Annotated in this window: 18 protein-coding genes; 5 read left to right on the top strand and 13 right to left on the bottom strand. The window is 64.4% G+C overall.

What is annotated here, in order from left to right:
- Nucleotides 1-212: 212 nt before the first annotated feature.
- From ACF8SD_RS09445 to ACF8SD_RS09425, 5 genes are read right to left on the bottom strand one after another with little or no spacing between them, the layout of a single operon-like run.
- A complete protein-coding gene (locus ACF8SD_RS09445) occupies nt 213-1,277 on the bottom strand; it encodes a 2,3-butanediol dehydrogenase (protein WP_223809663.1) in 1,065 nt (354 codons plus the stop codon).
- Between the two features lie 52 nt (nt 1,278-1,329).
- Nucleotides 1,330-2,436, bottom strand: coding sequence for an acetoin dehydrogenase dihydrolipoyllysine-residue acetyltransferase subunit (locus ACF8SD_RS09440; RefSeq protein ID WP_392484304.1), 1,107 nt, complete (start codon nt 2,434-2,436; stop codon nt 1,330-1,332).
- The gene (locus ACF8SD_RS09435) at nt 2,433-3,455 is read right to left on the bottom strand and encodes an alpha-ketoacid dehydrogenase subunit beta (RefSeq protein ID WP_009685756.1); all 1,023 of its coding nucleotides are present in this window, start codon (nt 3,453-3,455) and stop codon (nt 2,433-2,435) included. The genes ACF8SD_RS09440 and ACF8SD_RS09435 overlap by 4 nt, the downstream gene beginning before the upstream one ends.
- A gap of 33 nt (nt 3,456-3,488) precedes the next feature.
- The gene (locus ACF8SD_RS09430) at nt 3,489-4,466 is read right to left on the bottom strand and encodes a thiamine pyrophosphate-dependent dehydrogenase E1 component subunit alpha (RefSeq protein ID WP_029886938.1); all 978 of its coding nucleotides are present in this window, start codon (nt 4,464-4,466) and stop codon (nt 3,489-3,491) included.
- 22 nt (nt 4,467-4,488) lie between these two features.
- Nucleotides 4,489-5,544, bottom strand: coding sequence for an ATP-NAD kinase family protein (locus ACF8SD_RS09425; protein ID WP_173887476.1), 1,056 nt, complete (start codon nt 5,542-5,544; stop codon nt 4,489-4,491).
- Nucleotides 5,545-5,827: 283 nt separating this feature from the next.
- On the opposite strand from ACF8SD_RS09425, the gene ACF8SD_RS09420 reads away from it, so the two are divergent.
- Nucleotides 5,828-7,681 carry a sigma-54-dependent Fis family transcriptional regulator gene (locus tag ACF8SD_RS09420; protein ID WP_392484303.1) on the top strand — a complete coding sequence of 618 codons (1,854 nt, stop codon included), beginning with the start codon at nt 5,828-5,830 and terminating at the stop codon, nt 7,679-7,681.
- Nucleotides 7,682-7,788: 107 nt separating this feature from the next.
- Here ACF8SD_RS09420 and accC read toward each other — a convergent pair whose 3' ends face one another.
- From accC to ACF8SD_RS09390, 6 genes are all read right to left on the bottom strand, one after another.
- Complete coding sequence (gene accC / locus ACF8SD_RS09415) at nt 7,789-9,144, bottom strand: acetyl-CoA carboxylase biotin carboxylase subunit (protein WP_009685761.1); 1,356 nt, start codon at nt 9,142-9,144, stop codon at nt 7,789-7,791.
- A 17-nt stretch (nt 9,145-9,161) separates the two neighbouring features.
- Complete coding sequence (gene accB, locus ACF8SD_RS09410; protein WP_173887478.1) at nt 9,162-9,623, bottom strand: acetyl-CoA carboxylase biotin carboxyl carrier protein; 462 nt, start codon at nt 9,621-9,623, stop codon at nt 9,162-9,164.
- A 98-nt stretch (nt 9,624-9,721) separates the two neighbouring features.
- Nucleotides 9,722-10,177 carry a type II 3-dehydroquinate dehydratase gene (aroQ, locus tag ACF8SD_RS09405; protein WP_003255330.1) on the bottom strand — a complete coding sequence of 152 codons (456 nt, stop codon included), beginning with the start codon at nt 10,175-10,177 and terminating at the stop codon, nt 9,722-9,724.
- A 179-nt stretch (nt 10,178-10,356) separates the two neighbouring features.
- On the bottom strand, nt 10,357-12,129 hold the full coding sequence (locus ACF8SD_RS09400; RefSeq protein ID WP_392484302.1) for a protein-disulfide reductase DsbD: 1,773 nt from the start codon (nt 12,127-12,129) through the stop codon (nt 10,357-10,359).
- Nucleotides 12,130-12,334: 205 nt separating this feature from the next.
- A complete protein-coding gene (locus tag ACF8SD_RS09395) occupies nt 12,335-13,114 on the bottom strand; it encodes a methyl-accepting chemotaxis protein (RefSeq protein ID WP_371105751.1) in 780 nt (259 codons plus the stop codon).
- 1,336 nt (nt 13,115-14,450) lie between these two features.
- The gene (locus tag ACF8SD_RS09390) at nt 14,451-15,806 is read right to left on the bottom strand and encodes a diguanylate cyclase (RefSeq protein ID WP_392484301.1); all 1,356 of its coding nucleotides are present in this window, start codon (nt 15,804-15,806) and stop codon (nt 14,451-14,453) included.
- Nucleotides 15,807-16,054: 248 nt separating this feature from the next.
- Between ACF8SD_RS09390 and ACF8SD_RS09385 the strand changes: the two genes are divergently transcribed.
- From ACF8SD_RS09385 to speA, 4 genes are all read left to right on the top strand, one after another.
- A complete protein-coding gene (locus ACF8SD_RS09385) occupies nt 16,055-17,122 on the top strand; it encodes a DUF2333 family protein (RefSeq protein WP_274411485.1) in 1,068 nt (355 codons plus the stop codon).
- Between the two features lie 2 nt (nt 17,123-17,124).
- Nucleotides 17,125-17,661, top strand: coding sequence for an NUDIX hydrolase (locus ACF8SD_RS09380; protein ID WP_009685767.1), 537 nt, complete (start codon nt 17,125-17,127; stop codon nt 17,659-17,661).
- A gap of 316 nt (nt 17,662-17,977) precedes the next feature.
- A complete protein-coding gene (locus ACF8SD_RS09375) occupies nt 17,978-18,349 on the top strand; it encodes a translation initiation factor Sui1 (RefSeq protein WP_009685768.1) in 372 nt (123 codons plus the stop codon).
- A 149-nt stretch (nt 18,350-18,498) separates the two neighbouring features.
- Nucleotides 18,499-20,412 (top strand): arginine decarboxylase, encoded by a 1,914-nt coding sequence (gene speA, locus ACF8SD_RS09370; RefSeq protein ID WP_029885908.1) that lies wholly within the window; start codon nt 18,499-18,501, stop codon nt 20,410-20,412.
- Nucleotides 20,413-20,518: 106 nt separating this feature from the next.
- Here the strand turns inward: speA and ACF8SD_RS09365 are convergent, their stop codons facing one another.
- Nucleotides 20,519-20,974 carry a transposase gene (locus ACF8SD_RS09365; protein ID WP_173887484.1) on the bottom strand — a complete coding sequence of 152 codons (456 nt, stop codon included), beginning with the start codon at nt 20,972-20,974 and terminating at the stop codon, nt 20,519-20,521.
- Nucleotides 20,975-21,094: 120 nt separating this feature from the next.
- Nucleotides 21,095-22,432, bottom strand: a complete 1,338-nt coding sequence (locus tag ACF8SD_RS09360) for an MATE family efflux transporter (protein ID WP_392484300.1) — start codon at nt 22,430-22,432, stop codon at nt 21,095-21,097.
- Nucleotides 22,433-22,452 lie beyond the last annotated feature (20 nt).

Below are 22,452 nucleotides of genomic sequence, written 5' to 3'. Positions count from 1 at the left end.
TGTGTCGCGATGGGCCGCGCAGCGGCCCCACGATTTCAGCTTCGCCGCAGATATCGCCGGGGCCGCTTCGCGCCCCATCGCGACACAAGGCCGCTCCTACAGGATTTGTGCCGCTTGTGGGCCTATACCTGTCTTAAAAGCTGGCGCAACCCCTGTGGGAGCGGGCGTGCCCGCGAACACCGGCGAAGCCGGTGCCACAGGTTGAGGTGCAATCAATGCCCGCCTGGCGACACGATGATCTTCACGTTTTCCTCCTTGTTGTTCACCAGTTCCTCAAACCCTAGCTCGACAATCTGCTCCAGCCCGATCCGCCCGGTTACCAGCGGGCGAATGTCCAGCCGCCCGTCTGCAATGAAGGCAATGACATCGGCAAATTCGCCGTTGTACGCCAAGGCCCCCAGCACCTGCTTCTCGGTGGATACCAGTTCGAAGAAGTTGAATTCGCTGGGCTCTTCAAAAATGCCTACCAGCACGCACTTGCCAGCCTTGCGGATGGTGTCGATGGCCAGCTTGGCCGTGTGCTTGTTGCCGATGCACTCGAAGCTCACATCCGCCCCCAGGCCGCCGGTAAGCGCGCGAATCTCTGCCAGGGCATCGCACTGGCTCGGGTCGAGCACCACGCTGGCGCCGACTTCCCTGGCCTTGGCCTTGCGCGCAGATGACATTTCCAGCGCAATTACCTGCGCCGCACCGGCTGCCTTGGCGCACATGATGGTGCACAGGCCGATGGTGCCGGCGCCCACCACCACCACGGTCTGGCCCAGCAAGCTGCCGGCCTTCTTCACCGCATGCATGCCCACCGCCAGCGGCTCGATCAGCGCGCCAGCCTCTGCCGGAAAGCCCTGCGGCAAGCGGTACAGCAGGTTTGCCGGCACATTGACCCACTCGGCGAAGGCGCCGTTATTCATCAGGCCGGTGAAGGCCAGGCGTTCACAGATGTTGTACAGGCCATGGGTACAGTAGTAGCAGGTGCCGCAATGCTGGCAGGCGTCTGCAGCCACCGGGTCGCCGACGGCAAAGCCTTCGACGCCTTCACCCAGTTTGGCGATCTGACCACAGAATTCGTGGCCGAGGATGCACTGGCCCTGGATGCCGGTCAGCGGGTGCGGCGCCTCGACCGGGATGAATACCGGGCCGGCGACGTATTCATGCAGGTCGGAGCCGCAGATGCCGCACCAGTCCACCTTGATCTGCACCCAGCCTGGCGCCGGGTCGGCTGGCAGGGGGACCTGTTCTACGCGAATGTCGTTGCGGCCATGCCATACGGCAGCGCGCATGTGGGTGTGGCTCAAGTCATTCATGGTTGTTCTCCAGGCTCACGGAGTGGGTTCAGTGCTTGCGCAGGAATGCGAGCAATTGCTGGTTGACCTGGTCGGCTGCCTCCATCTGCACCATATGGCCGGCCTCTGGAAGCATCAGTGTCTCAGCCTCCAACCCTTCGGCATGGCTGGCCGGGATGATTGCGTCCTTGCCGCCCCACACCACCAGTGCCGGGTGCTGCCCCAGCACGCCACGCAGGTCGTGGCGTTGGCGGTCGCCGTCGGCCAGTGCCGCAGCCAATTGCTGCAGGGCCTGGTCAACGCCTTCCAGGCGCTTGAACCTGAGCATGTCTTCCAGCATCTGCCGGGTGACCAGCGCCGGGTCGGCGAACAGCTGCACCATCTGTGGCTTCAGGGCATTGCGGTTGGCTGCGCTGACGAAACCTTGCAGGTACTGCCCGTTGATCGCTTCGCCCAGGCCGGCACTGGCCACCAGGCTCAGGCTGGCCACCCGCTGCGGTGCCAGGCGCGCCACGTTCAGGCTGACTGCACCACCCATCGAGTGCCCGGCCAGGTGCGCCTTGGCAATGCCCAGGTGGTCAAGCAGGGCCAGCACGCTCTCGCTCAGTTCATCCAGATCGCCGCGCTGCAGGGCCTTGGCGGACTCGCCATGTCCCGGCAGATCAAGGGCGATCACCCGCCGCTCGGCCGCCAGCGCCGGGTGGTTGAACAGCCAGTTGTTGAGGTCGCCGCCAAAGCCGTGCACCAGCACCAACGGCGTGCCGCCTTCACCCAGCTCGAACCAGCGCAGCAGGCGGCCGCCCACTTCAGCCTTTTGCGGGGCCGGGCACTGGGCCTGGTCGGCGCCGCCTTCGGCGACGAACTCGGCCTGGAAGCGCTGCACCACGGCATCGATCTCGGCCTCTTCGGCTTCGCCTTCCACGACCACGGCCAGCAGTGCGCCCACCGGCAGGGTTTCATCCGGCTTGGCCACCTGGCGGCGCAGCACGCCGCTGAACGGGGCCTCGACACTGCTGCTGATCTTGTCGGTCTCGACGTCCAGCACCTCGTCGCCCTTGGTGATCGGGTCGCCTTCCTGCTTGAGCCAGGTGTCTACCCGGCCCTCGGTCATCGACAGGCCCCACTTGGGCATGGTCAGGGTATGGATCTGGCTCATGCGGCACTCCTTGCAGCTTCGATCACTTTGCGCACGGCGGCCTCGATCTTCGCCGCGTCAGGGATGTACAGATCTTCCAGGGCGTCGGAGAACGGCACCGGGGTGTGCGGTGCGGTGACCATCTCGATCGGGCCCTTGAGCGCAGCGAAAGCCTTCTGCGCCACCAGGGCACTGATATCGGTGGCCATCGAGCAGCGCGGGTTGGCTTCGTCGATGACTACCAGGCGGCCGGTTTTTTCCACGCTTTCCAGAATGCTGTCTTCGTCCAGCGGGCTGGTGGTGCGCAGGTCCAGTACTTCGCAGTCGATGCCCTGGCGGGCCAGGTTGTTGGCGGCCTCCAAGGCTACATGCACCATGCGCCCGTAGGTGACCAGGGTCACGTCGTCGCCATCACGCAGGAAGTTGGCTTCGCCGAAGGGTACCGTGTACACCTCTTCCGGCACTTCGCCCTGCATGCTGTAGAGCAGCTTGTGCTCGCAAAAGATCACCGGGTCGTTGTCACGGATCGCCTGAATCAGTAGCCCCTTGGCGTCGTATGGCGAGGAGGGGCACACCACCTTCAGGCCTGGAATGTGCGTCCACAGCGAGGTGAGCATTTGCGAATGCTGGGCCGCTGCACGCAGGCCTGCGCCGTACATGGTGCGCATCACCAGCGGGGTGACTGCCTTGCCGCCGAACATATAGCGAAACTTGGCAGCCTGGTTGAGTATCTGGTCCAGGCAGCAGCCGGCGAAGTCCACGAACATCAGCTCGCACACCGGGCGCAGGCCCTGGGTGGCGGCACCGACCGCTGCGCCGACGTAGCCGATTTCCGACAGGGGAGCGTCCAGTACTCGGCCCGGGAACTGGTGATACAGGCCCTTGGTCACGCCCAGCACGCCACCCCAGGCGTCTTCCTCACCGGGCGCCCCGGCACCGCCGGCAACGTCCTCGCCAATGATGAACACACTGTCGTCGCGGCGCATTTCCTGGGCCAGTGCTTCGTTGATGGCCTGCTGGTAGCTGATCTTTCTTGCCATGGTGGTTCTCCTGTTGTTCTTGTAATGCGCGGCTCAGGGGTAGGCGACGTAGACATCGCTGAGCAGGTCGGCGGGCAGTGGCTTGGGGTCGGACTTGGCGCGGCGCACAGCGTCTTCGATCAGGTCCTCGACGCGTGCGTCGATAGCGTCCAGCTGTTGGGCCGTGAGCAGGCCGGCGCGGGTGGTCTTGTTGCGGAACTGCATCAGGCAGTCGCGCGATTCGCGCAGGTTCTTGACTTCATCCGCCGCGCGGTAGGTTTGCGCGTCGCCCTCGAAATGGCCGTAGTAGCGGCTGAGCTTGACCTCGACCAGCGATGGGCCTTGCCCGGAACGGGCGCGTTCGATGGCCGCACCGGCGGCCTCGTACACGGCAAAGAAATCGAAGCCGTCGATGGTCACCCCGGGCATGCCGAAGCCGGCCGCGCGGTCGGCGATGTGGTCGCAGGCCACCGACCAGTTGGAGGCGGTGGCTTCGGCGTAGCCATTGTTCTCGGCGACGAAGATGCACGGCAGGTTCATGATCGACGCCATGTTCATGGCTTCGAATACCGCGCCTTCGTTGGAGGCCCCGTCGCCGAAGAACGCCACCGCCACGTCGTCGCGCCCCTTGAGCTTGGCCGCCAGTGCCGCGCCGGCCACCAGGGGGGCGCCGGCACCGACGATACCGTTGGCCCCGAGCATGCCTTTCTCCAGGTCGGCAATGTGCATCGAGCCGCCCTTGCCACCGCATACGCCGGTCTTCTTGCCGTAGATTTCGGCCATCATGCCGTACACATCCACGCCCTTGGCGATGCAATGGCCATGGCCGCGATGGGTCGAGGCGATGCAGTCGCTGTCGCGCAGGTGGGCCATGACCCCGGCAGCCGAGGCCTCTTCGCCGGCGTAGAGGTGCACGAAACCGGGGATTTCGCCAGTGGCGAATTCCACGTGCAGGCGTTCTTCAAACGCGCGGATGGTGCGCATCACTTCATAGGCATGCAGCAGTTGTTCGGTACTGAGTTGATTGGACATGTTGTTGTTCTCCGGGGTTGTCTCAACACGGGTTTGCAGGGTGCAGCCGATGGCCGCGAGGCACGGCCAGCAGGTGGTGACGGGCGGCATGCGCCAGCACGGCCTCGACGTCCACACTGAGCGGGCCGCGGTGGTCGAGGGTGATGGTGGGGGTGTCGTGTTCGGCGAATTCGATTTCGCGCTCGCCGTCCAGGGCTAGGGTGCCGCTGGCCAGGCTCAGGCGGTGGGCAACATCGGGCAGCAGCGTGCCGCTGGCGGTGATGCCACAGGCTTGCAGCAGGCCGGGGGCCAGCGGCGCGAGCAGTGCCTGTTCAGCGCTGGATGCGAGGCGAACCCAGGCGCCGTGCGGGGCCTGGCGCGACACCGGGCACCACAGGCCACACAGTGCCGACAGGCCGATGGCATGCGGTTCGGCGAAGCAGGCGAAAACTTCGGCAAGGTCTTCGCTGCGGCTGAGCGCGCGGGCGCCGATGAAACGCTGCGGTGACACCGCCACTTCCACCAGGGCCCATTCGGCCAGTTGTTGCTGCGGTACTGTCACCAACAGGCGCTTGTTGCGGCGCAGGCCAATGCTGGCCGGTACCCGGCCGGTGGCCAGCAGGCCGCCTGCAACGCCGGCGCTGGTGGCCTCGCGCAGTTCGGGGAAGGCATTGTTGGTGCCGGTGGAGAGGGTCAGCAGTGGCACGTCTTGCGCCTCGGCGGCGACGGCCTTGTGGGTGCCATCGCCCCCCAGCACGGCGATCAGCGCCACGCCGCGCTCGACCATGCGTCGGGTGGCCAGGCGGGTGTCGGCTACGGTCTGCGACAACGGCAGGTCGAGTATTTCGATAGCTGGCCAGTGCTGGTCGAGCGCAGCCGGGCCGTGGCTGGCCTTGAGCACGGCGGCGGCGATGCCGGTCATGTCGCTGGGCAGCAGCACCTGGCCGATGCCGGTGGCGCCGAAGGCCGCCAGCAGGCGCTGGATTGCCGAAGCCTTGTCGGTGCTCGAATAGAGCCCGGCGCTGGCCGTCAGGCGGCGCAGGTCACGGCCGGAGGCAGGGTTGGCAATGATCCCGACAAGCGGGGCGGGTAGCGGCATGGCGCACCTCGTATTCTTGTTTGCCAAGACAGGAGCAAGCGCGGTGCCAGCTTTGCCCAAGGGCGCCGAAGTGGCCGTTGCAGAGCGCTTTGGCCTGCCTTGGTGGCGGCTGCAGGGCGGGCGCGGCGAGACGCCCGGTGCCAGTGCGCAGCTGCGTTGAGCGAGACGCTGAGACGCTGCGTCTCAAGCCAGCCGGTAACCACACAGTGCTTGTCGGGGCGGGCGCGCAAGCGCTTAATGGCCGAACAACGATAAAAACAGCAACGAGAACCGGAGGGCCCGAATGCTTGCCGCGAACTCCCGAGCCCATGTCGATTGCGTCAGCAGGGTGCTGAAGAATGCCGACCGCCTGCCGCAGGCGCCGGTACCGCCGCTGATCCTCGATTCATGGCGCCGTTCAATGGAGCTGTACCGCCTGGACCCCGCCTCCCAGCAGGGCCCGCGCATCCTTTCCCAAAGCCTGCTCAATGAGTGCCGTGAACGCGCGCAGCTATTTCTGCGCATCGCCAGCGACGCCGTGGCCCGCCTGCACGAGCGCGTGCGGGGCGCCGACTATTGCGTGCTGCTGACCGACGCCCAGGGGCGCACCATCGACTACCGGGTCGAATCGGCCATTCGCAACGACTGTCGCAAAGCCGGCCTGTACCTGGGCACTTGCTGGTCGGAGGGCGAGGAGGGCACCTGCGGTGTGGCGGCGGTGCTCACCAGCAAGGCCCCGGTCACGGTGCACAAGCGCGACCACTTCCGGGCGGCGTTCATCGGCCTGACCTGCACGGCGGCACCGGTGTTCGACCCGTTGGGCGAGTTGCTGGGGGTGGTGGACGTGTCTGCCTTGCAGTCACCGGACGACCGCCGCAGCCAGCACCTGATCCGTCAGCTGGTCGAGCAAACCGCTCGCGACATCGAAAACGCCTTTTTCATGCACACTGCCCAGGGCCACTGGGTGATGCGCGCCCATGGCACGCCGGGCTATGTGGAAAGCCAGCCTGATTACCTGCTGGCCTGGGATGCCGATGGTCGCCTGCAGGCCATCAACAGCCTGGCCCGACAGCGCCTGGTCGAACGCCTGGGCCGTTTGCCGGCGCACATTGGCGAGCTGTTCGACATGGACCAGCTACGCCGGGTCAGCGCGTCGTCGGCCCAGCGCCTGCCTGGCCTGGGTGGTTTGTACGGCCGGGTCAGCGCGCCTCGGCAACGCCAGCGGGGGCAACCGCTGCAGCAGGCCCAGGACAGCCGCATTGAACAGCACCTGCGCTTGGCTACCCGCGTCAAGGACTGCAACCTGGCCGTGCTGGTGCTGGGTGAAACCGGGGCCGGCAAGGAGGTGTTCGCCCGTCAGTTGCACCAGCAGAGCCAGCGCCGTGACGGCCCCTTCGTGACCCTGAACTGTGCAGCCATCCCCGAGAGCCTGATCGAGAGCGAGTTGTTCGGTTATGTGGCGGGGGCTTTCACCGGTGCTTCCAGCAAAGGCATGCAAGGGCTGTTGCAGCAGGCCCACGGCGGTACGTTGTTCCTCGACGAGATCGGTGATATGCCGCTGAACCTGCAAACCCGGTTGCTACGGGTGCTGGCCGAGGGCGAAGTGGCGCCGCTGGGCGCGGCGCGGCGGGAGCGGGTGGATATTCAGGTGATCTGTGCCACCCACCGTGATCTGGCGGCAATGGTAGAAGACGGGCGTTTTCGCGAAGACTTGTACTTCCGCCTGGCCAATGCCCGCTTCGAGTTGCCGCCGCTGCGTGAGCGGGAGGACCGGTTGGGGCTGATTCACCAGTTGCTGGCCGAAGAGGCCGCGGCCTGTGGCGTAGAAGTTGTACTGGCGGACGATGCCTTGCAGGCGCTGCTGGTTTATCGCTGGCCGGGCAATTTGCGCCAGCTGCGGCAGGTGTTGCGCTATGCCTGTGCGGTCTGCGAGGGCGGGCAGGTGCGGGTGCAGGATTTACCGCAGGAGGTGCGGGGTGGGGCGGTAGGCTCGGTCGCAAGCGGGGTGTCGTGCCCGGCGCGGCAACTGTTGCTGGATGCGCTGATTCGCCATCGCTGGAAGCCGGCCGATGCGGCGCGGGCGTTGGGCATTTCGCGCGCAACGCTTTATCGGCGTGTGCATGAGCACCGTATCGAGATGCCGCGGATGAAGGGGTAGGGCATTGGGGGCTGCTTTGCAGCCCAATCGCGACGCGGCCCCCTGTTCTGGCAGGCAATAAAAAACCCCGGCACAAGTCCGGGGTTCTGGTCCATCACACTACACGATCACTCCTGGTTGGCCAGTTTGTGCTCGAGGTAGTGAATGTTGACGCCGCCTTTGCAGAAACCTTCATCACGCACCAGGTCGCGGTGCAGCGGGATGTTGGTCTTGATGCCGTCGACGACGATCTCGTCCAGGGCATTGCGCATGCGCGCCATGGCTTCGTCGCGGTCTTTGCCGTAGGTGATCAGCTTGCCGATCAGCGAGTCGTAGTTCGGAGGTACCGAATAACCGCTGTACAGGTGCGAATCCACGCGCACGCCGTTGCCACCCGGGGCGTGGAAGTGCTTGACCTTGCCTGGGCTCGGGATGAACTTCTTCGGGTCCTCGGCGTTGATCCGGCACTCCAGCGAGTGGCCACGGATGACAACGTCTTCCTGGCGGAACGACAGCTTGTTGCCTGCGGCGATGCTCAGCATCTCCTTGACGATGTCGATACCGGTGACCATCTCCGACACAGGGTGTTCAACCTGCACCCGGGTGTTCATCTCGATGAAGTAGAAGCGGCCGTTCTCGTACAGGAATTCGAACGTACCAGCACCGCGGTAGCCGATCTCGATGCACGCATCGACGCAGCGCTTGAACACTTCCTGGCGGGCCTTTTCATCGATACCCGGGGCTGGTGCTTCTTCCAGGACCTTCTGGTGGCGACGCTGCAGCGAGCAGTCACGGTCACCCAGGTGAATGGCGTTACCCTGGCCGTCGGACAGCACCTGAACTTCCACGTGGCGTGGGTTGGTCAGGAACTTTTCCAGGTAGACCATCGGGTTGCCGAAGGCAGCACCGGCTTCGGTGCGGGTGAGCTTGGCCGAGGCGATCAGGTCCTCTTCCTTGTGCACCACGCGCATACCGCGACCACCACCGCCACCGGCGGCCTTGATGATCACCGGGTAGCCGACGTCACGGGCGATTGCCAAGGCGACTTCTTCGTCTTCCGGCAGCGGGCCATCGGAGCCCGGTACGGTCGGTACGCCCGACTTGATCATCGCGTCCTTGGCCGAAACCTTGTCGCCCATCAGGCGAATGGTGTCGGCTTTCGGGCCAATGAAGGCGAAACCGGATTTTTCCACCTGCTCGGCGAAATCGGCGTTTTCCGCCAGGAAGCCGTAACCCGGGTGAATCGCGGTGGCGCCAGTCACTTCGGCGGCAGCGATGATCGCCGGGATATGCAGGTAGGAATCCTTCGACGATGCAGGGCCGATGCAGACCGACTCGTCTGCCAGGCCCAGGTGCATCAGTTCACGGTCGGCAGTGGAGTGCACGGCGACGGTCTTGATGCCCAGCTCTTTGCAGGCACGCAGGATCCGCAGGGCAATTTCCCCGCGGTTGGCGATCAGGACTTTTTCGAGCTTCCCAGACATCGTTGGCTCTCCGCGATTCAAACGATGGTGAACAGCGGCTGGTCGAACTCAACCGGCTGGCCGTCTTCTACCAGGATGGCGTCGATGACACCGCCAACATCGGCTTCGATGTGGTTCATCATCTTCATGGCTTCGACGATGCACAGGGTGTCGCCCTTCTTCACGCTCTGGCCAACTTCAGCGAAGTTCGGCGAGGTCGGCGAAGGTTTGCGGTAGAAGGTACCTACCATTGGCGAACGGATCACGGTGCCTTTCAGCGCCGGGGCAGCAGCAGCTTCGGCGGCTGGCGCAGCAGCGGCGACCGGGGCAGCAGCGGCCGGGGCGGCAGCCATCGGGGCCGGTGCGTAGAACTGCTGGGCAGCTGGGGTCTTGCTGTGACGGCTGATACGAACCGACTCTTCGCCTTCCTTGATCTCCAGCTCGTCGATGCCAGACTCTTCCAGCAGCTCGATCAGTTTCTTGACTTTACGGATATCCATTAATCATCAACTCCCAAAGGTTCGGTCAGGGGGCGAAATACAAAAACGTATCTAGAACGTTTCTCTGGAACCCCGGCCCATCGAGGCCGGGGTTTTCATCATTTGGGCTGTGCGTTGGCAGCCAGTTGTTCCAGTGCAGACTCCAGGGCCAGGCGATAACCGCTGGCGCCCAGGCCGCAGATCACCCCTACGGCCACATCGGAGAAGTAGGAGTGGTGACGGAACGGTTCGCGTTTGTGCACGTTGGACAGGTGCACTTCGATGAATGGGATGCTCACCGCAAGCAATGCGTCACGTAATGCGACGCTCGTGTGGGTGAAAGCAGCCGGATTGATCAGGATGAAGTCCACACCCTCGTTGCGTGCCGCGTGAATGCGGTCGATCAATTCGTATTCGGCATTGCTCTGCAAGTACTGCAGATGGTGGCCTGCGGCGCGGGCACGTTGCTCCAGGTCCTGGTTGATCTGGGCCAGGGTCACGGCGCCGTAGTGGCCAGGCTCGCGCGTACCGAGCAGGTTGAGGTTGGGGCCGTGAAGCACCAGTAGCGTTGCCATCTGTGGATTCCTTGGATTTGTAGGGCAATTCGACACAGCGCGGCGAGTGTGCCGTAAAGCGACGGCAAGTGTCCAGTTCCCGGCAATAGCCAGCACGATGTCCGAGGTTCGCGCGAAGTATGTGACCAAATATTTAAATCTGGTCACCTAATCGAGGATTTTTCCCGGCCCGCGGGAAGTTATAGACCGAGTTTGCCGCGCACGCGCGTGAGAATCTGCGCGAATTCCCCGGCATTAGTCTCGCCAATCACCCGATCGGCGGTAATTTCGCTGCCGTTCGCGGCAAAGAACAACAGCGCAGGCGGGCCGAACAGTTGGTACCGGTCAAGGAGCGAGCGTTGCTCGGCGTTGCTCGCGGTGATGTCGAACCGCAGCAGCTTGAACGCCGCCAGTTGCGGCTGCACCTGGGCGGCGTTGAGCACCTCGTGTTCGATGACCTTGCAACTGATGCACCAGTCGGCGTACCAGTCCAGCAACACGGGTTGGCCGGCTGCCTTGGCCTGTGCCAGCGCGGCATCCAGGGCTTGCGGGGTGGTGATGGTTTGCCAGGCCTGGGCTGTGGCCGCGGTAGTGCCAGCGCTGGCCGCCTGGCTGGGCACGGGCAGTGGCCGCAGCGGGTCGCCCTGGCCACTGAGGGCGCCATACCAGCAAGCCAGCGCGTATACCAGCAAGGCCAGGCCGAGCAGTTGCGCCAGGCGCTGACGCGCAGTCTTGACCACGAACTCCAAGGCGCCGAGGAACAGTGCCACGCCCGCGGCAAGCAGGCCGACCAGCAACAGGGTTACCGGGCCTGGCAGCACCCGGCTGAGCAGGCCGATGGCCAGCCCCAGCAGCAGTACGCCAATTGCGTTTTTCACGGTGTTCAGCCAAGGGCCGCTTTTCGGCAGCCAGGCTGCGCCACCGGTGGCCACCAGCAACAGTGGCGCGCCCATGCCCAGGCCCAGGGCGAACAGTTTAAGCGCCCCGCCCAAGGCATCGCCGCTGGCGCTGATGTACAGCAGCGCGCCTGCCAGGGGCGCCGACACACAGGGCGAAACCAGCAGGCTGGAGAGCACGCCGAGTACTGCAGCGCCCAGTAGCGAACCGCCCTTGGTGTGGTTGGCGACGTTGTTCAGGCGGTTATTCAGGGCTTGCGGCAGCTTCAGTTCGAACAGGCCGAACATGGCCAGGGCGAACACCACGAAAAACAGCGCGAAGGGCACCAGTACCCAAGCCGATTGCAGGCGTGCCTGCAGGTTCAGGCCGGCGCCGAACAAGCCCATCAGCGCGCCGAGTGCGGCGAAGCTGGCGGCCATTGGCAGTACGTACGCCAGCGACAGCGCCAGCCCGCGTGGCCCACCGACCTGCCCGCGCAGTACCACGCCGGAGAGAATCGGCAGCATCGGCAGCACACAGGGGGTGAAGGTCAGGCCGACCCCGGCGAGGAAGAACAGCAGCAGCGATTTCCAGCTCCAGGCCTGCTCGATTGCGCCAGGGGGTGTTGTGCCGGCTTCGCCATCGATGCTCAGCCGGGCGGTTTCCGGCGGGTAGCACAGGCCCTTGTCAGCACAGCCCTGATAGCCCACCAGCAGGGTAAAGGCACGCGGATCGTTGCGCGGCAGTTCGATGTCGAGCACGCCGTGGTACACCTCCACGTCGCCGAAGAACTCATCGTGCTTGGCCTCTCCCTTGGGGATGTTCGGGGTGCCCAAGGCGATGTCGGCGGGTTCGGTGTGGAACTGGAAGCGGTGGCGGTAGAGGTAGTAGCCGTCGGTGGCGATGAAGCGCAGCTTGATGGTGTGCGCATCGGCCTGGATCAGGTCGAGCTTGAACGCCTCGTGCACTGGCAGGAAGTCGGCGTTGTTGGCCAGCGAAGCGGCGCCGAGGGTGGCGCTGGGGCGGTTGTCGAGCAGGCCGGTGGCGAAGGCAGGACTGGCCAGCAGCAGGAACAGCAGGAAAAACAGGCGGCGCATGGCGAACTCGCGAGGTGGAACGTGCCCGCATGATAACGGACTTGGCGCAGGTTGAAAGGGACGGCGACACCTGGCGCCACTTGTGTATTGCCTGTGCCGGCCTCTTCGCGGCTGAAGCCGCTCCTACAGGGACCGCACGGTTTTCAAAGCCTGTGATATCCCTGTAGGAGCGGCTTAAGCCGCGAAGAGGCCAGCAAAGGCAACCTCAGACCCTGAAGGCCCGCACCGCCTTGCTCAGCTCCCCGCCGAGGCTCAGCAGTTGCTCACCCTGCTCACGCCCTTCGCCAATGCGCTGTAGGTTGTCTTCACCCAGCGCGTGAATCCGCTCGCTATGATCACGAATCTCACTCACCGCGCCAGTCTGTTGCGCGGTGACGTCGGCAATGCGTACCGCCGTATCGGCGATCGTGCGGATCGCGCTGACGATCTCATCCAGCGCGCCATCGGCGGCCTGGGCCTGGTTGGCGGTGGTTTCGGCGTGTTCGAGCTGGGTGCGCATGCCGGCCACCGACTCCCGCGCCGCCTGCTGCAAGCGGTCGATCAGTGCCTGGATTTCGCCAGTAGCCCCGGTGGTGCGCTGCGCCAGCGAACGCACCTCGTCAGCCACTACGGCAAAGCCGCGGCCCATCTCGCCAGCCCGGGCCGCTTCGATGGCGGCGTTCAGCGCCAGCAGGTTGGTCTGTTCCGCAATCGAGCGTATCACCGTCAGCACGCCGCCGATGGTGGCCGATTCTTCGGCCAGTTGCTCGATCATGCGCGCATTGCCCTGTACCTCATCGACCAGTTCCCGCAAGCCCGACAGGCTCTGGCCAATCACCGCCTGGCCCTGTTCCACCGCACGCCCGGCATCGCGGCTGGCATGGGCGGCAGCGCTGGCGTCACCGGCCACTTGCTGAATGGTGGCTTCCAGCTCGCCCAAGGCGTCGCGGATCTGCCCGGTATCGCCGGCCTGGCGGTGGGCGCCATCGTGCAGCGCGGCGCTCATGCCGGCCAGGGCATGGCTGCTGCCGGCGACTTGTTCGGCGTTGTGGCGAATGGTGCCCACCAGTTCGACCAGGTACTGGCGCAGGCGGTTGAGCGATGCCTGAATGTCATGCAGTTCGCGGTTGGTCTTGCCCAGGGCGATCACCTGGGCGAAGTCGCCCTCGGCCCAGCACGATAGCGCCGGGGCCAGGCCGGTCAGGGTGCGCGCCAGGCGCCGCTGCAGGGTATCGATCAACAGGGCGATGAACAGGATCAGGGCGATCATCAAACCCTGGATGATGCGCACCTCGCCGGCAATTTGGCCATGTTGGGCGCGCACTTGCGGTTCCAGCGCGGCGATGGCCTGCTGTACGGCTTCCAGGCGCTGGCCGGTGCTGGCAGCCAGGGCGGCACGGCGCTCGATCTGTCCGCGCGTGCGCTGCAATTCGGCCGGGTAGCGGCCCAGCAGGTTTTGCAGCTCACGCTTCAGGCCCACGGCGATGTCTTCCTGCCGGGCGCTGGCCTGGGTTTGCAGGCCCATCATGGCGGCGAAGTCGTCGGCACCAGAGGCAGCAGCGCGGGTGACACCGAGCAAGGGCAGGGCATCGATAGCCTGTGCCTGGCTGCGGATCAGTTGCAACTCACGCTCCACTTCGTCAGCAAGCTCCGGGCGGCCGCTGCTGACCAGCTTGTCGCGGGCCAGTGCCAGCCGGCCCAGGTGCACGCTGGCGTCGAGCAGCGGGAGCAAATAGCGGTTGGCCTCGGCAGTGCCACTGTCGCGGGCGTAGCCGGCCAGTTGCTCGAAATTGGCCCCCAATTCCCGTTCGGCCTGCAATAGCAGCGCTTGCGGGTCGCCAGCCAGCTTGCCGGCCGCCAGCAGTTCGTTGCCGGTGAAGGCCTGCAGGCTGGCCAGGCTGGGGCGCAGGTTGGCCGCCAGTTCGGCGGGCCAGTCGGCCAGGGCGCCCTGCAGTTGCTGGATGGCCTGCGTGGCGGCGGCATGGCGCAGGGCATCCCCGCTGCCCAGGTAGGCGTGGACATTGTCCGCCACCTGCTGCTGAAACTGCTGGGACAGGCCCAGGTAGCGCTCCATCAGCTGATAGGGCCGTTCCAGCGCCCGTTGCGACCACCACAGGGTAGCGGCCAGGGTGAAACACACAGTCACCAGCAACAGCGTATTGAAATTGGTCAGCCACTTCAGGCGCATAGCCGCGAACTTCCTGCGGAGGGGAGTGGGGGTAGGCGGCTGAAGTTATGGCGATTGTGTGACCGGATGATGACGCCGAAGGCTTGGCGTCAGAAAAAAGTGGCAGAGTGCCTATATCTGATGGCGCTATTGATACTTCGCGGGCAGGGCGGTTTCAGCGCTCTACCCGTACTACACAGTTACGCCCGGCATGCTTGGCACGGTACAGCGCCTCATCCGCCGCGCTGGCCATGGTCAACGCGTCCAGCCCCTCATCCATCTGCACCACCCCGGCACTGAAGGTGCACTGCAGATCCTGCGGCTGCGCCGGGTAGATGATCTCGGCAAAGCGCCGACGAATCTCGTCTAGCACTTTGTAGGCCGCCTCCAGCGCGGTATTGGGCATGACGATGGCGAATTCCTCGCCCCCGTAACGGCCAATGAAGTCGGTCTTGCGCAGGCGCTGCTTGAGGAACAGCGCCAGGCTCTTGATTACCCGGTCCCCCATGGGGTGGCCGTGGCGGTCGTTGATCTTCTTGAAGTGGTCGATGTCGAGCATGGCGAAACTCAACGGCTGCTGCTCACGGCGGGCGCGGAAGCTGCAGTCCTCAAGCAATTGCAGGATATGGGTGTGGTTGTACAGCCCGGTCAGGCTGTCACGCACCATGCGTGCCTTCAGGTGCCGCGCGCGGGCCGCACGGTTGCGCACGGTGGTGATCAGGTGGCGCGAGCGAAACGGCTTGGTCAGGAAGTCATCGCCGCCTTCGCTCATGGCATCCAGTTGCTTGTCCAGGTCGTCTTCGGCGGACAGGTAGATGATCGGCACGCTCACATAGCGGTCACTGTGGCGGATCACCTTGGCCAGTTCCGGGCCGGTGCAAGCCGGCATGTACAGGTCGAGAATGATCAGGTCGGGCTGAAAGTCGGCCAGCTCGGCCATGGTGCGGATCGGGTCGGTCAGGCTGCGGGTCAGCATGCCGGCGCTGGCCAGCACCCGTTCGGTGTGCAGCGCCTGGGTGCGTGAGTCGTCGATGATCAGCACTCGCAATGGTTCGTGCGGGCCGGCGTTGGTCAGCAATTCGACCTTTTCCAGCAGGCTGGATGCCTCCAGGCTGCCGGTCAGAAAGTCCTGCCCACCGGCGCGCACGGCAGCCAGGCGCGTCGGTGTGTCAGCTTCGTGGTGGCTGAAGAACAGCAGCGGAATGCTCTGCGCCAGGCCATGTTGTACCTGGGCGGCCAGCAGCAGGCCCTGGCCGCTGCCGGTGAAGTCGACATCCATGATGATGGCCGCAGGCGGGTATTCGCCGACCGAAGCCAGAAACGCGGCAGCGTTGGGCAACGCCTGCACCAGCAGCCCGAAGAATTCCAGTTGCTGGGCCAGGCGCTGGGCCCGCTCGTGGTCCTGCAGCAGGATGTACACCGGCTTGCGCAGGGGCACCAGTACCTCGTCAAGGGAGTCGTCCTTGCGCAGGCCGCTACGCGACAGTTGCGGGTCGGGGCACAGCGGGCTTGGCTCGACGGCTTGGCTCATGACCTGGCTACTTGTAGGTTGGGATATGCAGGGGCAATGATGGCTCTATGCTAGCAGTTCTTTTCCCTCGCATGAGTGCCCTGCATCAACATTGCGTTCTGAACGAATATTCAGTTACCGACCGATTGGTCGCTTATGCGTAAGGCGGTGTCTGCTTTATAGTGCTGCCACGCGGGCTTGCCGTGGCACCCTGGCGCAGGCCTGTGGTCAAAGCCCCTGAACCGTCGTGACTGATTAAGGACAAAGCCATGCTGGATTGGAAAAACCGCGAGGCCAAACCCGAGCCCCGTGAGCGTGTCGACGGCCGCGGCGCTGCCGCCCGTAGCTACCTTGGCGGCCTTTGGAGCCGCGCCCTGGGAACCCTGATCGGGTTGTATCTGCTGGTGTGCATCGGCCTGGGCTGGTACTGGAGCCAGGAACCTGCGCTGTTCCCGGTGCAGCAGAATGCCCAGGCTGCAGCCGAGCACAATGGCCAGCAGATGGTGATTGGCTACACCACCGTTGAAACCCTCAAGACCGTGGCCGGCACCCTGCTGAACAAGCCGGGCGGTTACATTTCCAACGACCGCTTCCCGCCAGGGCTGTGGATGGACAACATGCCGAGCTGGGAGTACGGCGTGCTGGTCCAGGTGCGCGACCTGTCCCGCGCCTTGCGCAAGGACTTCGCCCGTTCGCAGTCGCAATCTACCGAAGACGCCGACCTGGCCAAGGCCGAGCCGCGCTTCAACTTCGACAACAAGAGCTGGATCCTGCCCTCGAGCGAGTCGGAGTTCGAAGAGGGCATCAAGTCGCTGTCGCGCTACCAGACCCGTCTGGCTGCTGGCGACAAGGGCGCGATCTTCTATACCCGTGCCGACAACCTGAACAACTGGCTGGGTGATGTCGCCACCCGCCTGGGTTCGCTGTCGCAGCGCCTGTCGGCCAGCGTTGGCCGGGTCAAGCTCAACACCACGCTGAAGACCGAGTCGGTGGTTGCCGGCCAGGCGCCACAAGTGGACGAAGAGCTGGTGGAAACCCCATGGCTGCAGATCGACAACGTGTTCTACGAGGCCCGTGGCCAGGCCTGGGCGCTGTCGCACTTGCTGCGTGCCATCGAGGTTGACTTTGCCGATGTACTGGCGAAAAAGAATGCCACGGTCAGCGTGCGGCAGATCATTCGTGAGCTGGAAGCCTCGCAAGAGCCGCTGTGGAGCCCGATGGTGCTCAACGGCAGCGGTTTCGGCATGTGGGCCAACCACTCGCTGGTCATGGCCAACTACATTTCCCGGGCCAACGCTGCGGTCATCGACCTGCGCCAGTTGCTGTCGCAGGGTTGAGCATGGCCATCAGCGCCAACGAGGCCGCCCACCGGGCGGCTTCCGACCGTGAGCTGGTCACCTGGGTCGACGAAGCCGACCAAGTGCTGGGCGCCTTGCCCCGCGCCGAGCTGCGTGAGCGCGGCCTGATTGGCCGCTGCACGTTCATCCTGTTGTTCAACAGTGCTGGTGAGTTGTGTGTACACCGGCGTACCTTGAGCAAGGCGCTGTACCCAGGGTACTGGGATGTGGCAGCGGGTGGCATGGTCACGGCCGGCGAAGGGTATGCCGAGTCGGCGGCGCGTGAACTGGCCGAGGAGCTGGGCATTGAAGGCGCGGCACTGCGCTTTCATGAGCGGTTCTACTTTGACCAGCCCGATAACCGTTTGTGGTGTGCGGTGTATTCGGCGGTGTCGGATGCGCCGCTGCGGTTGCAGCCGGAAGAGGTGATCGAGGCGCGGTTCATTGGCCTGGCGCAGGCTGAGGAAGAAAGCCTGATGAAGCCGTATTGCCCGGATTCGCTGGCGGCGTTGCAGCGCTATAAAGCCAGCCTGGGATGACGTGGGGACCGCTTTGCGGTCCTTTCGCGACGCAAGGCCGCTCCTACATCGATCGGCGTATGCAGGACCTTGTGGGAACGGCCTTGCGTCGCGACAGGGCTGCAAAGCAGCCCCAGTTCCCGGGTAGTCGCAAAACATTCGCAAAATGCCGCAATCCTGTACTTAGCAATCGCCGCATTTCTCGTTACACTGCGCGCCCTTTTCGGGCTGCCGCATGTCTTGCAGCAGTAGCGCCGCCCCTGCCAGAGTGGGGCTTCGCGGTCGGCCTCATCCCCAAGGTACGACCAGTTTTTGTCCTCTGCACCGAGGAACAAAAGTGGCCAAGAAAGCTTCTTCCTTCGCCGCCCTTGGCGGTCTCGTTTACTCCACCGACGCCGGTCGGCATTGCCCCGACTGTGGCCAACCGGTGGATGCCTGTACCTGCAAGCAGCAGGTCATCCCCGAAGGCGATGGCATTGCCCGTGTGCGCCGTGAAAGCAAAGGCCGCGGCGGCAAGACCGTGACCACCGTCACCGGTGTGCCGTTGCCGCCCGATCAGCTCAAGGAGCTGGCCACCACCCTGAAGCGCCGTTGCGGTACCGGTGGCGCGTTGAAGGATGGGGTCATCGAAATCCAGGGCGACCATGTCGAGCTGCTGATCGCCGAGCTGATCAAGCAGGGCTTCAAGGCGAAAAAGTCCGGCGGCTGAGCCGGCGCGCATTTTTGCCCAGTGCTTTCTAAACTCGTTGCCGTGGCCAGGGTCTACCCTGGGGCACGGACGAATCGTCATTTTCGGCTTTTACACTGCGCCCGCCAGCATGCAGGGCAGTGTCTTCGACTTATCTATAGGGGACTTGAATGTCCGTACGACGCACACGCAAAGACGATGGTAGCCAATGGACCGTGGCCGACAGCCGCAGTGTTTATGGCATCCGCCATTGGGGCGCTGGTTATTTCGCCATCAATGAGGCCGGGCGCGTCGAAGTGCGCCCCAACGGCCCGAACAGCGCGCCGATCGACCTGTTCGAACAGGTCGACGAACTGCGCCAGAGCGGCTTGTCGTTGCCCTTGCTGGTGCGCTTCCCCGACATTCTGCAGGACCGCGTTCGCCAGCTGACCGGCGCTTTCGACGCCAATATCGCGCGCCTGGAGTACCAGAGCCAGTACACCGCGCTGTACCCGATCAAGGTCAACCAGCAGGAAGCGGTGGTGGAGAACATCATCGCCACGCAGAACGTGTCGATCGGCCTGGAGGCCGGCTCCAAGCCCGAACTGCTGGCGGTGCTGGCGCTGGCGCCCAAAGGCGGCACCATTGTCTGCAACGGCTACAAGGACCGTGAATTCATCCGCCTGGCGCTGATGGGCCAGAAGCTCGGCCACAATGTGTTCATCGTCATCGAGAAAGAGTCGGAAGTGGCCCTGGTGATCGAAGAGGCCGCCGAGCTCAAGGTCAAACCCCAGGTTGGCCTGCGCGTACGCCTGTCGTCGCTGGCTTCGAGCAAGTGGGCCGACACCGGGGGGGAAAAGTCCAAGTTCGGGTTGTCGGCCGCGCAGCTGCTGTCTGTTGTCCAGCGTTTCCGCGATGCCGGGTTGGACCAGGGCATCCGCCTGCTGCACTTCCACATGGGTTCGCAGATCGCCAACCTGGCCGACTACCAGCACGGCTTCAAGGAAGCCATCCGTTACTACGGTGAGTTGCGTGCGCTGGGCCTGCCGGTCGACCACATCGATGTTGGGGGCGGCCTGGGTGTGGATTACGACGGTACCCACTCGCGCAATGCCAGTTCGATCAACTACGACATGGACGACTACGCTGGCGTGGTGGTGGGCATGCTCAAGGAGTTCTGCGATGCGCAGGGCCTGCCGCACCCGCATATCTTCTCCGAGAGCGGCCGTTCGCTGACCGCGCACCACGCCATGCTGGTGATCCAGGTGACCGACGTCGAGAAGCACAACGACCAGGTTCCGACCATCGAGAACAAGGAAGCCTTGCCCGAGACCGTGCAGTGGCTGGTCGACCTGCTTGGCCCGACCGACATCGAGATGGTGACCGAAACCTACTGGCGTGCCACCCACTACATGGGTGACGTGGCTGCGCAGTATGCCGATGGCAAGCTCACCCTGAGCGAGAAGGCCCTGGCCGAGCAGTGCTACTTTGCGGTCTGCCGCCGCCTGCACAACTCGTTGAAGGCGCGCCAGCGTTCGCACCGTCAGGTACTGGACGAACTGAACGACAAGCTGGCCGACAAGTACATCTGCAACTTCTCGGTGTTCCAGAGCCTGCCGGACACCTGGGCCATTGGCCAGGTACTGCCGATCATCCCGCTGCACCGCCTGGACGAAGAACCCCTGCGGCGTGCGGTATTGCAGGACCTGACCTGCGACTCCGACGGCAAGATCAACCAGTACGTCGACGAGCAGAGCATCGAGACCAGCATGCCGGTGCATGCGGTGCAGGAGGGCGAGGATTATCTGTTGGGCGTGTTCCTGGTCGGTGCGTACCAGGAAATTCTGGGTGACATGCACAACCTGTTTGGTGACACCGACTCGGTGAACATCTACCAGAACGCCGATGGCAGCGTGTACCACGCCGGCATCGAGACCCACGACACCATCGAGGACATGCTGCGCTACGTGCACCTGTCGCCCGAAGAGTTGATGACCCACTACCGCGACAAGGTTGCCAGCGCCAAGATCACGGCCCGTGAGCGCACGCAGTATCTGGATGCCTTGCGGCTTGGTTTGACCCGGTCGTCGTACCTGTCGTCGTAAATGCCGGGGCCGCTTTGCGGCCCATCGCGACAGGCCGCTCCTACAGCTCATCCCTGTAGGAGCGGCCTTGTGTCGCGAAATGAGGGCGAAGCCCTCACCGGCGCTGTCACAGCCACACACAATCCCAATGTGGATATTCACCCGCCTTGCGCACCAGACCGGCGCGAATGGGGTTGGCGATGATATAGCGTGCGGCAACTCTCACATCTTCGTCTTTGCGCAGCGCGCGGTCGTAGAAGCCTGGCTGCCATATGTGCTGGCGCGCAGCACCGGCACGGTAGAGGGCACAACTGCTCCGCGACTTGAAGGTGCACATGAGCTTGCTCAGATGGGTTGGCCCAAGCTCGATCAGCCAATGCAAATGGTCCGGCATCAATACCCAGGCCAGAGTCCGGCAGTCGCCTTGCTGATCGCTGAGTTGCAACTGCCGGATCACTGCGCGCGCAAACCAGAGGTTGCGGAACAAGGGGTACCGCTGGCGAGTAATGGTTGTGAGCAGATACAGTCTGCCCGGCTCTGAGAAGCGCCCTTGGCGCAAACGGTGATTGCCGCGACGATCCATGTCGATTTCCTTTGAACATCCCGTTCGCAGGATAGGAGGCGGGACAAGGATCGGCGCAGGTGGATCATTACTGACTATGACAGTTGGAGCCGCGTTATCCGGTCGATGGGCTATCCCCGCTCAGCCAACCCACAGCCCCCGCTGCTGCAACCGCCACCCCACCCACCCCAACGTCACCGCCCGCAACCCCATGAACCCGAGAAACGCCAACCACAAGCCATGGTTGCCAAACCCGCTCATGGCCACCGCCACCGGCAGCGCAATCAGCACCGAAACCAGCATCGCATTGCGCATCTCCCGCGCGCGGGTGGCGCCGATGAACAAACCGTCCAGCAAATAACTCCACACCGCAATCAATGGCAGCAACGCCAGGTAAGGCAAGTACGGGTAAGCCGCTGCGCGGACGCTGTCGATGTCGGTCTGCAGATCGATGAACAGGTGCCCACCCAGCAGGAACATCCCGGCAAACCCGAGACTGGTGATCAGTGACCAACCACAGGCCACCACCAGCGAGCGGCGCAAGGTGAGGCGATCACCGGCACCGATGGCGTGGCCGCACAGTGCCTCCACCGCATGCGCCAGCCCATCCAGCGCATAGGCGGTCAGCAGCAGGCCATTGAGCAGCAATGCGTTGGCCGCTACGGTCGCCTCGCCCAGGCGTGCGCCTTGCAGGGTGATCAGCAGGAACACCAACTGCAGCGCCAGGCTGCGCAGGAAAATGTCGCGGTTCACGGCCAGTAGCGGTCGCCAGGCCTGCCAATGCTTCAATGCCGCCCATGCGACCTGCCCTGGGTAGGCGCGCAGCGCCGGGCGGGTCAGCGCCAGGCCGAGCAGGGCGGCACTCCACTCGGCAACCACCGAGGCCCGGGCTGAACCCAGCACACCCCAGTCCAGGCCCAGTACGAACCACAGGTTCAGCGCGATGTTCAGGAGGTTGGTCGTCAGCAGGATCGCCAGCGGCGCGCGGGCGTTCTGCGTGCCAAGGAACCAGCCGACCAAGGCATAGCTGGCCAGCGCCGCAGGCAGCCCGAGCAGGCGGGTGTGGAAGAAGTCTTCGGTGGCTTGCTGCAGCGCGTCGCTGGGTTGCATCGCATGCAGTGCCAACTGGCTGAAGGGAATGGCCAGCAGGCCAATCAACAGGGCGAAGCCGACCGCCAGCAGCAGCCCTTGGACCAGTACCTGGCGCAACGCCGCGCCGTCGCTTCGCCCGGCGGCCTGGGCGGCGAAACCGGTGGACCCCATGCGCAGGAAGCCCATGAGGCCGACCATGAACGTGAACAACGTGGCGCCCACGGCCACTGCGCCCAACTGATGGGCGTGGGGCAGGTGGCCGATGACGGTGCTGTCGACCAGGGCTACCAAGGGCACGGAGATGTTGGACAGGATCATCGGCGCGGCCAGCGCCCAAACCTTGAGGTGGGTGGGGCGGTGGCGCCAGTCGGCGGTCAGTGCAGTCATCGCGGTCCTTGGGAGTCTGG

Source organism: Pseudomonas sp. CJQ_9 (assembly GCF_043106615.1).
GTDB lineage: Bacteria > Pseudomonadota > Gammaproteobacteria > Pseudomonadales > Pseudomonadaceae > Aquipseudomonas > Aquipseudomonas juntendi.
This window is presented reverse-complemented; position numbering and strand designations above follow the sequence as displayed.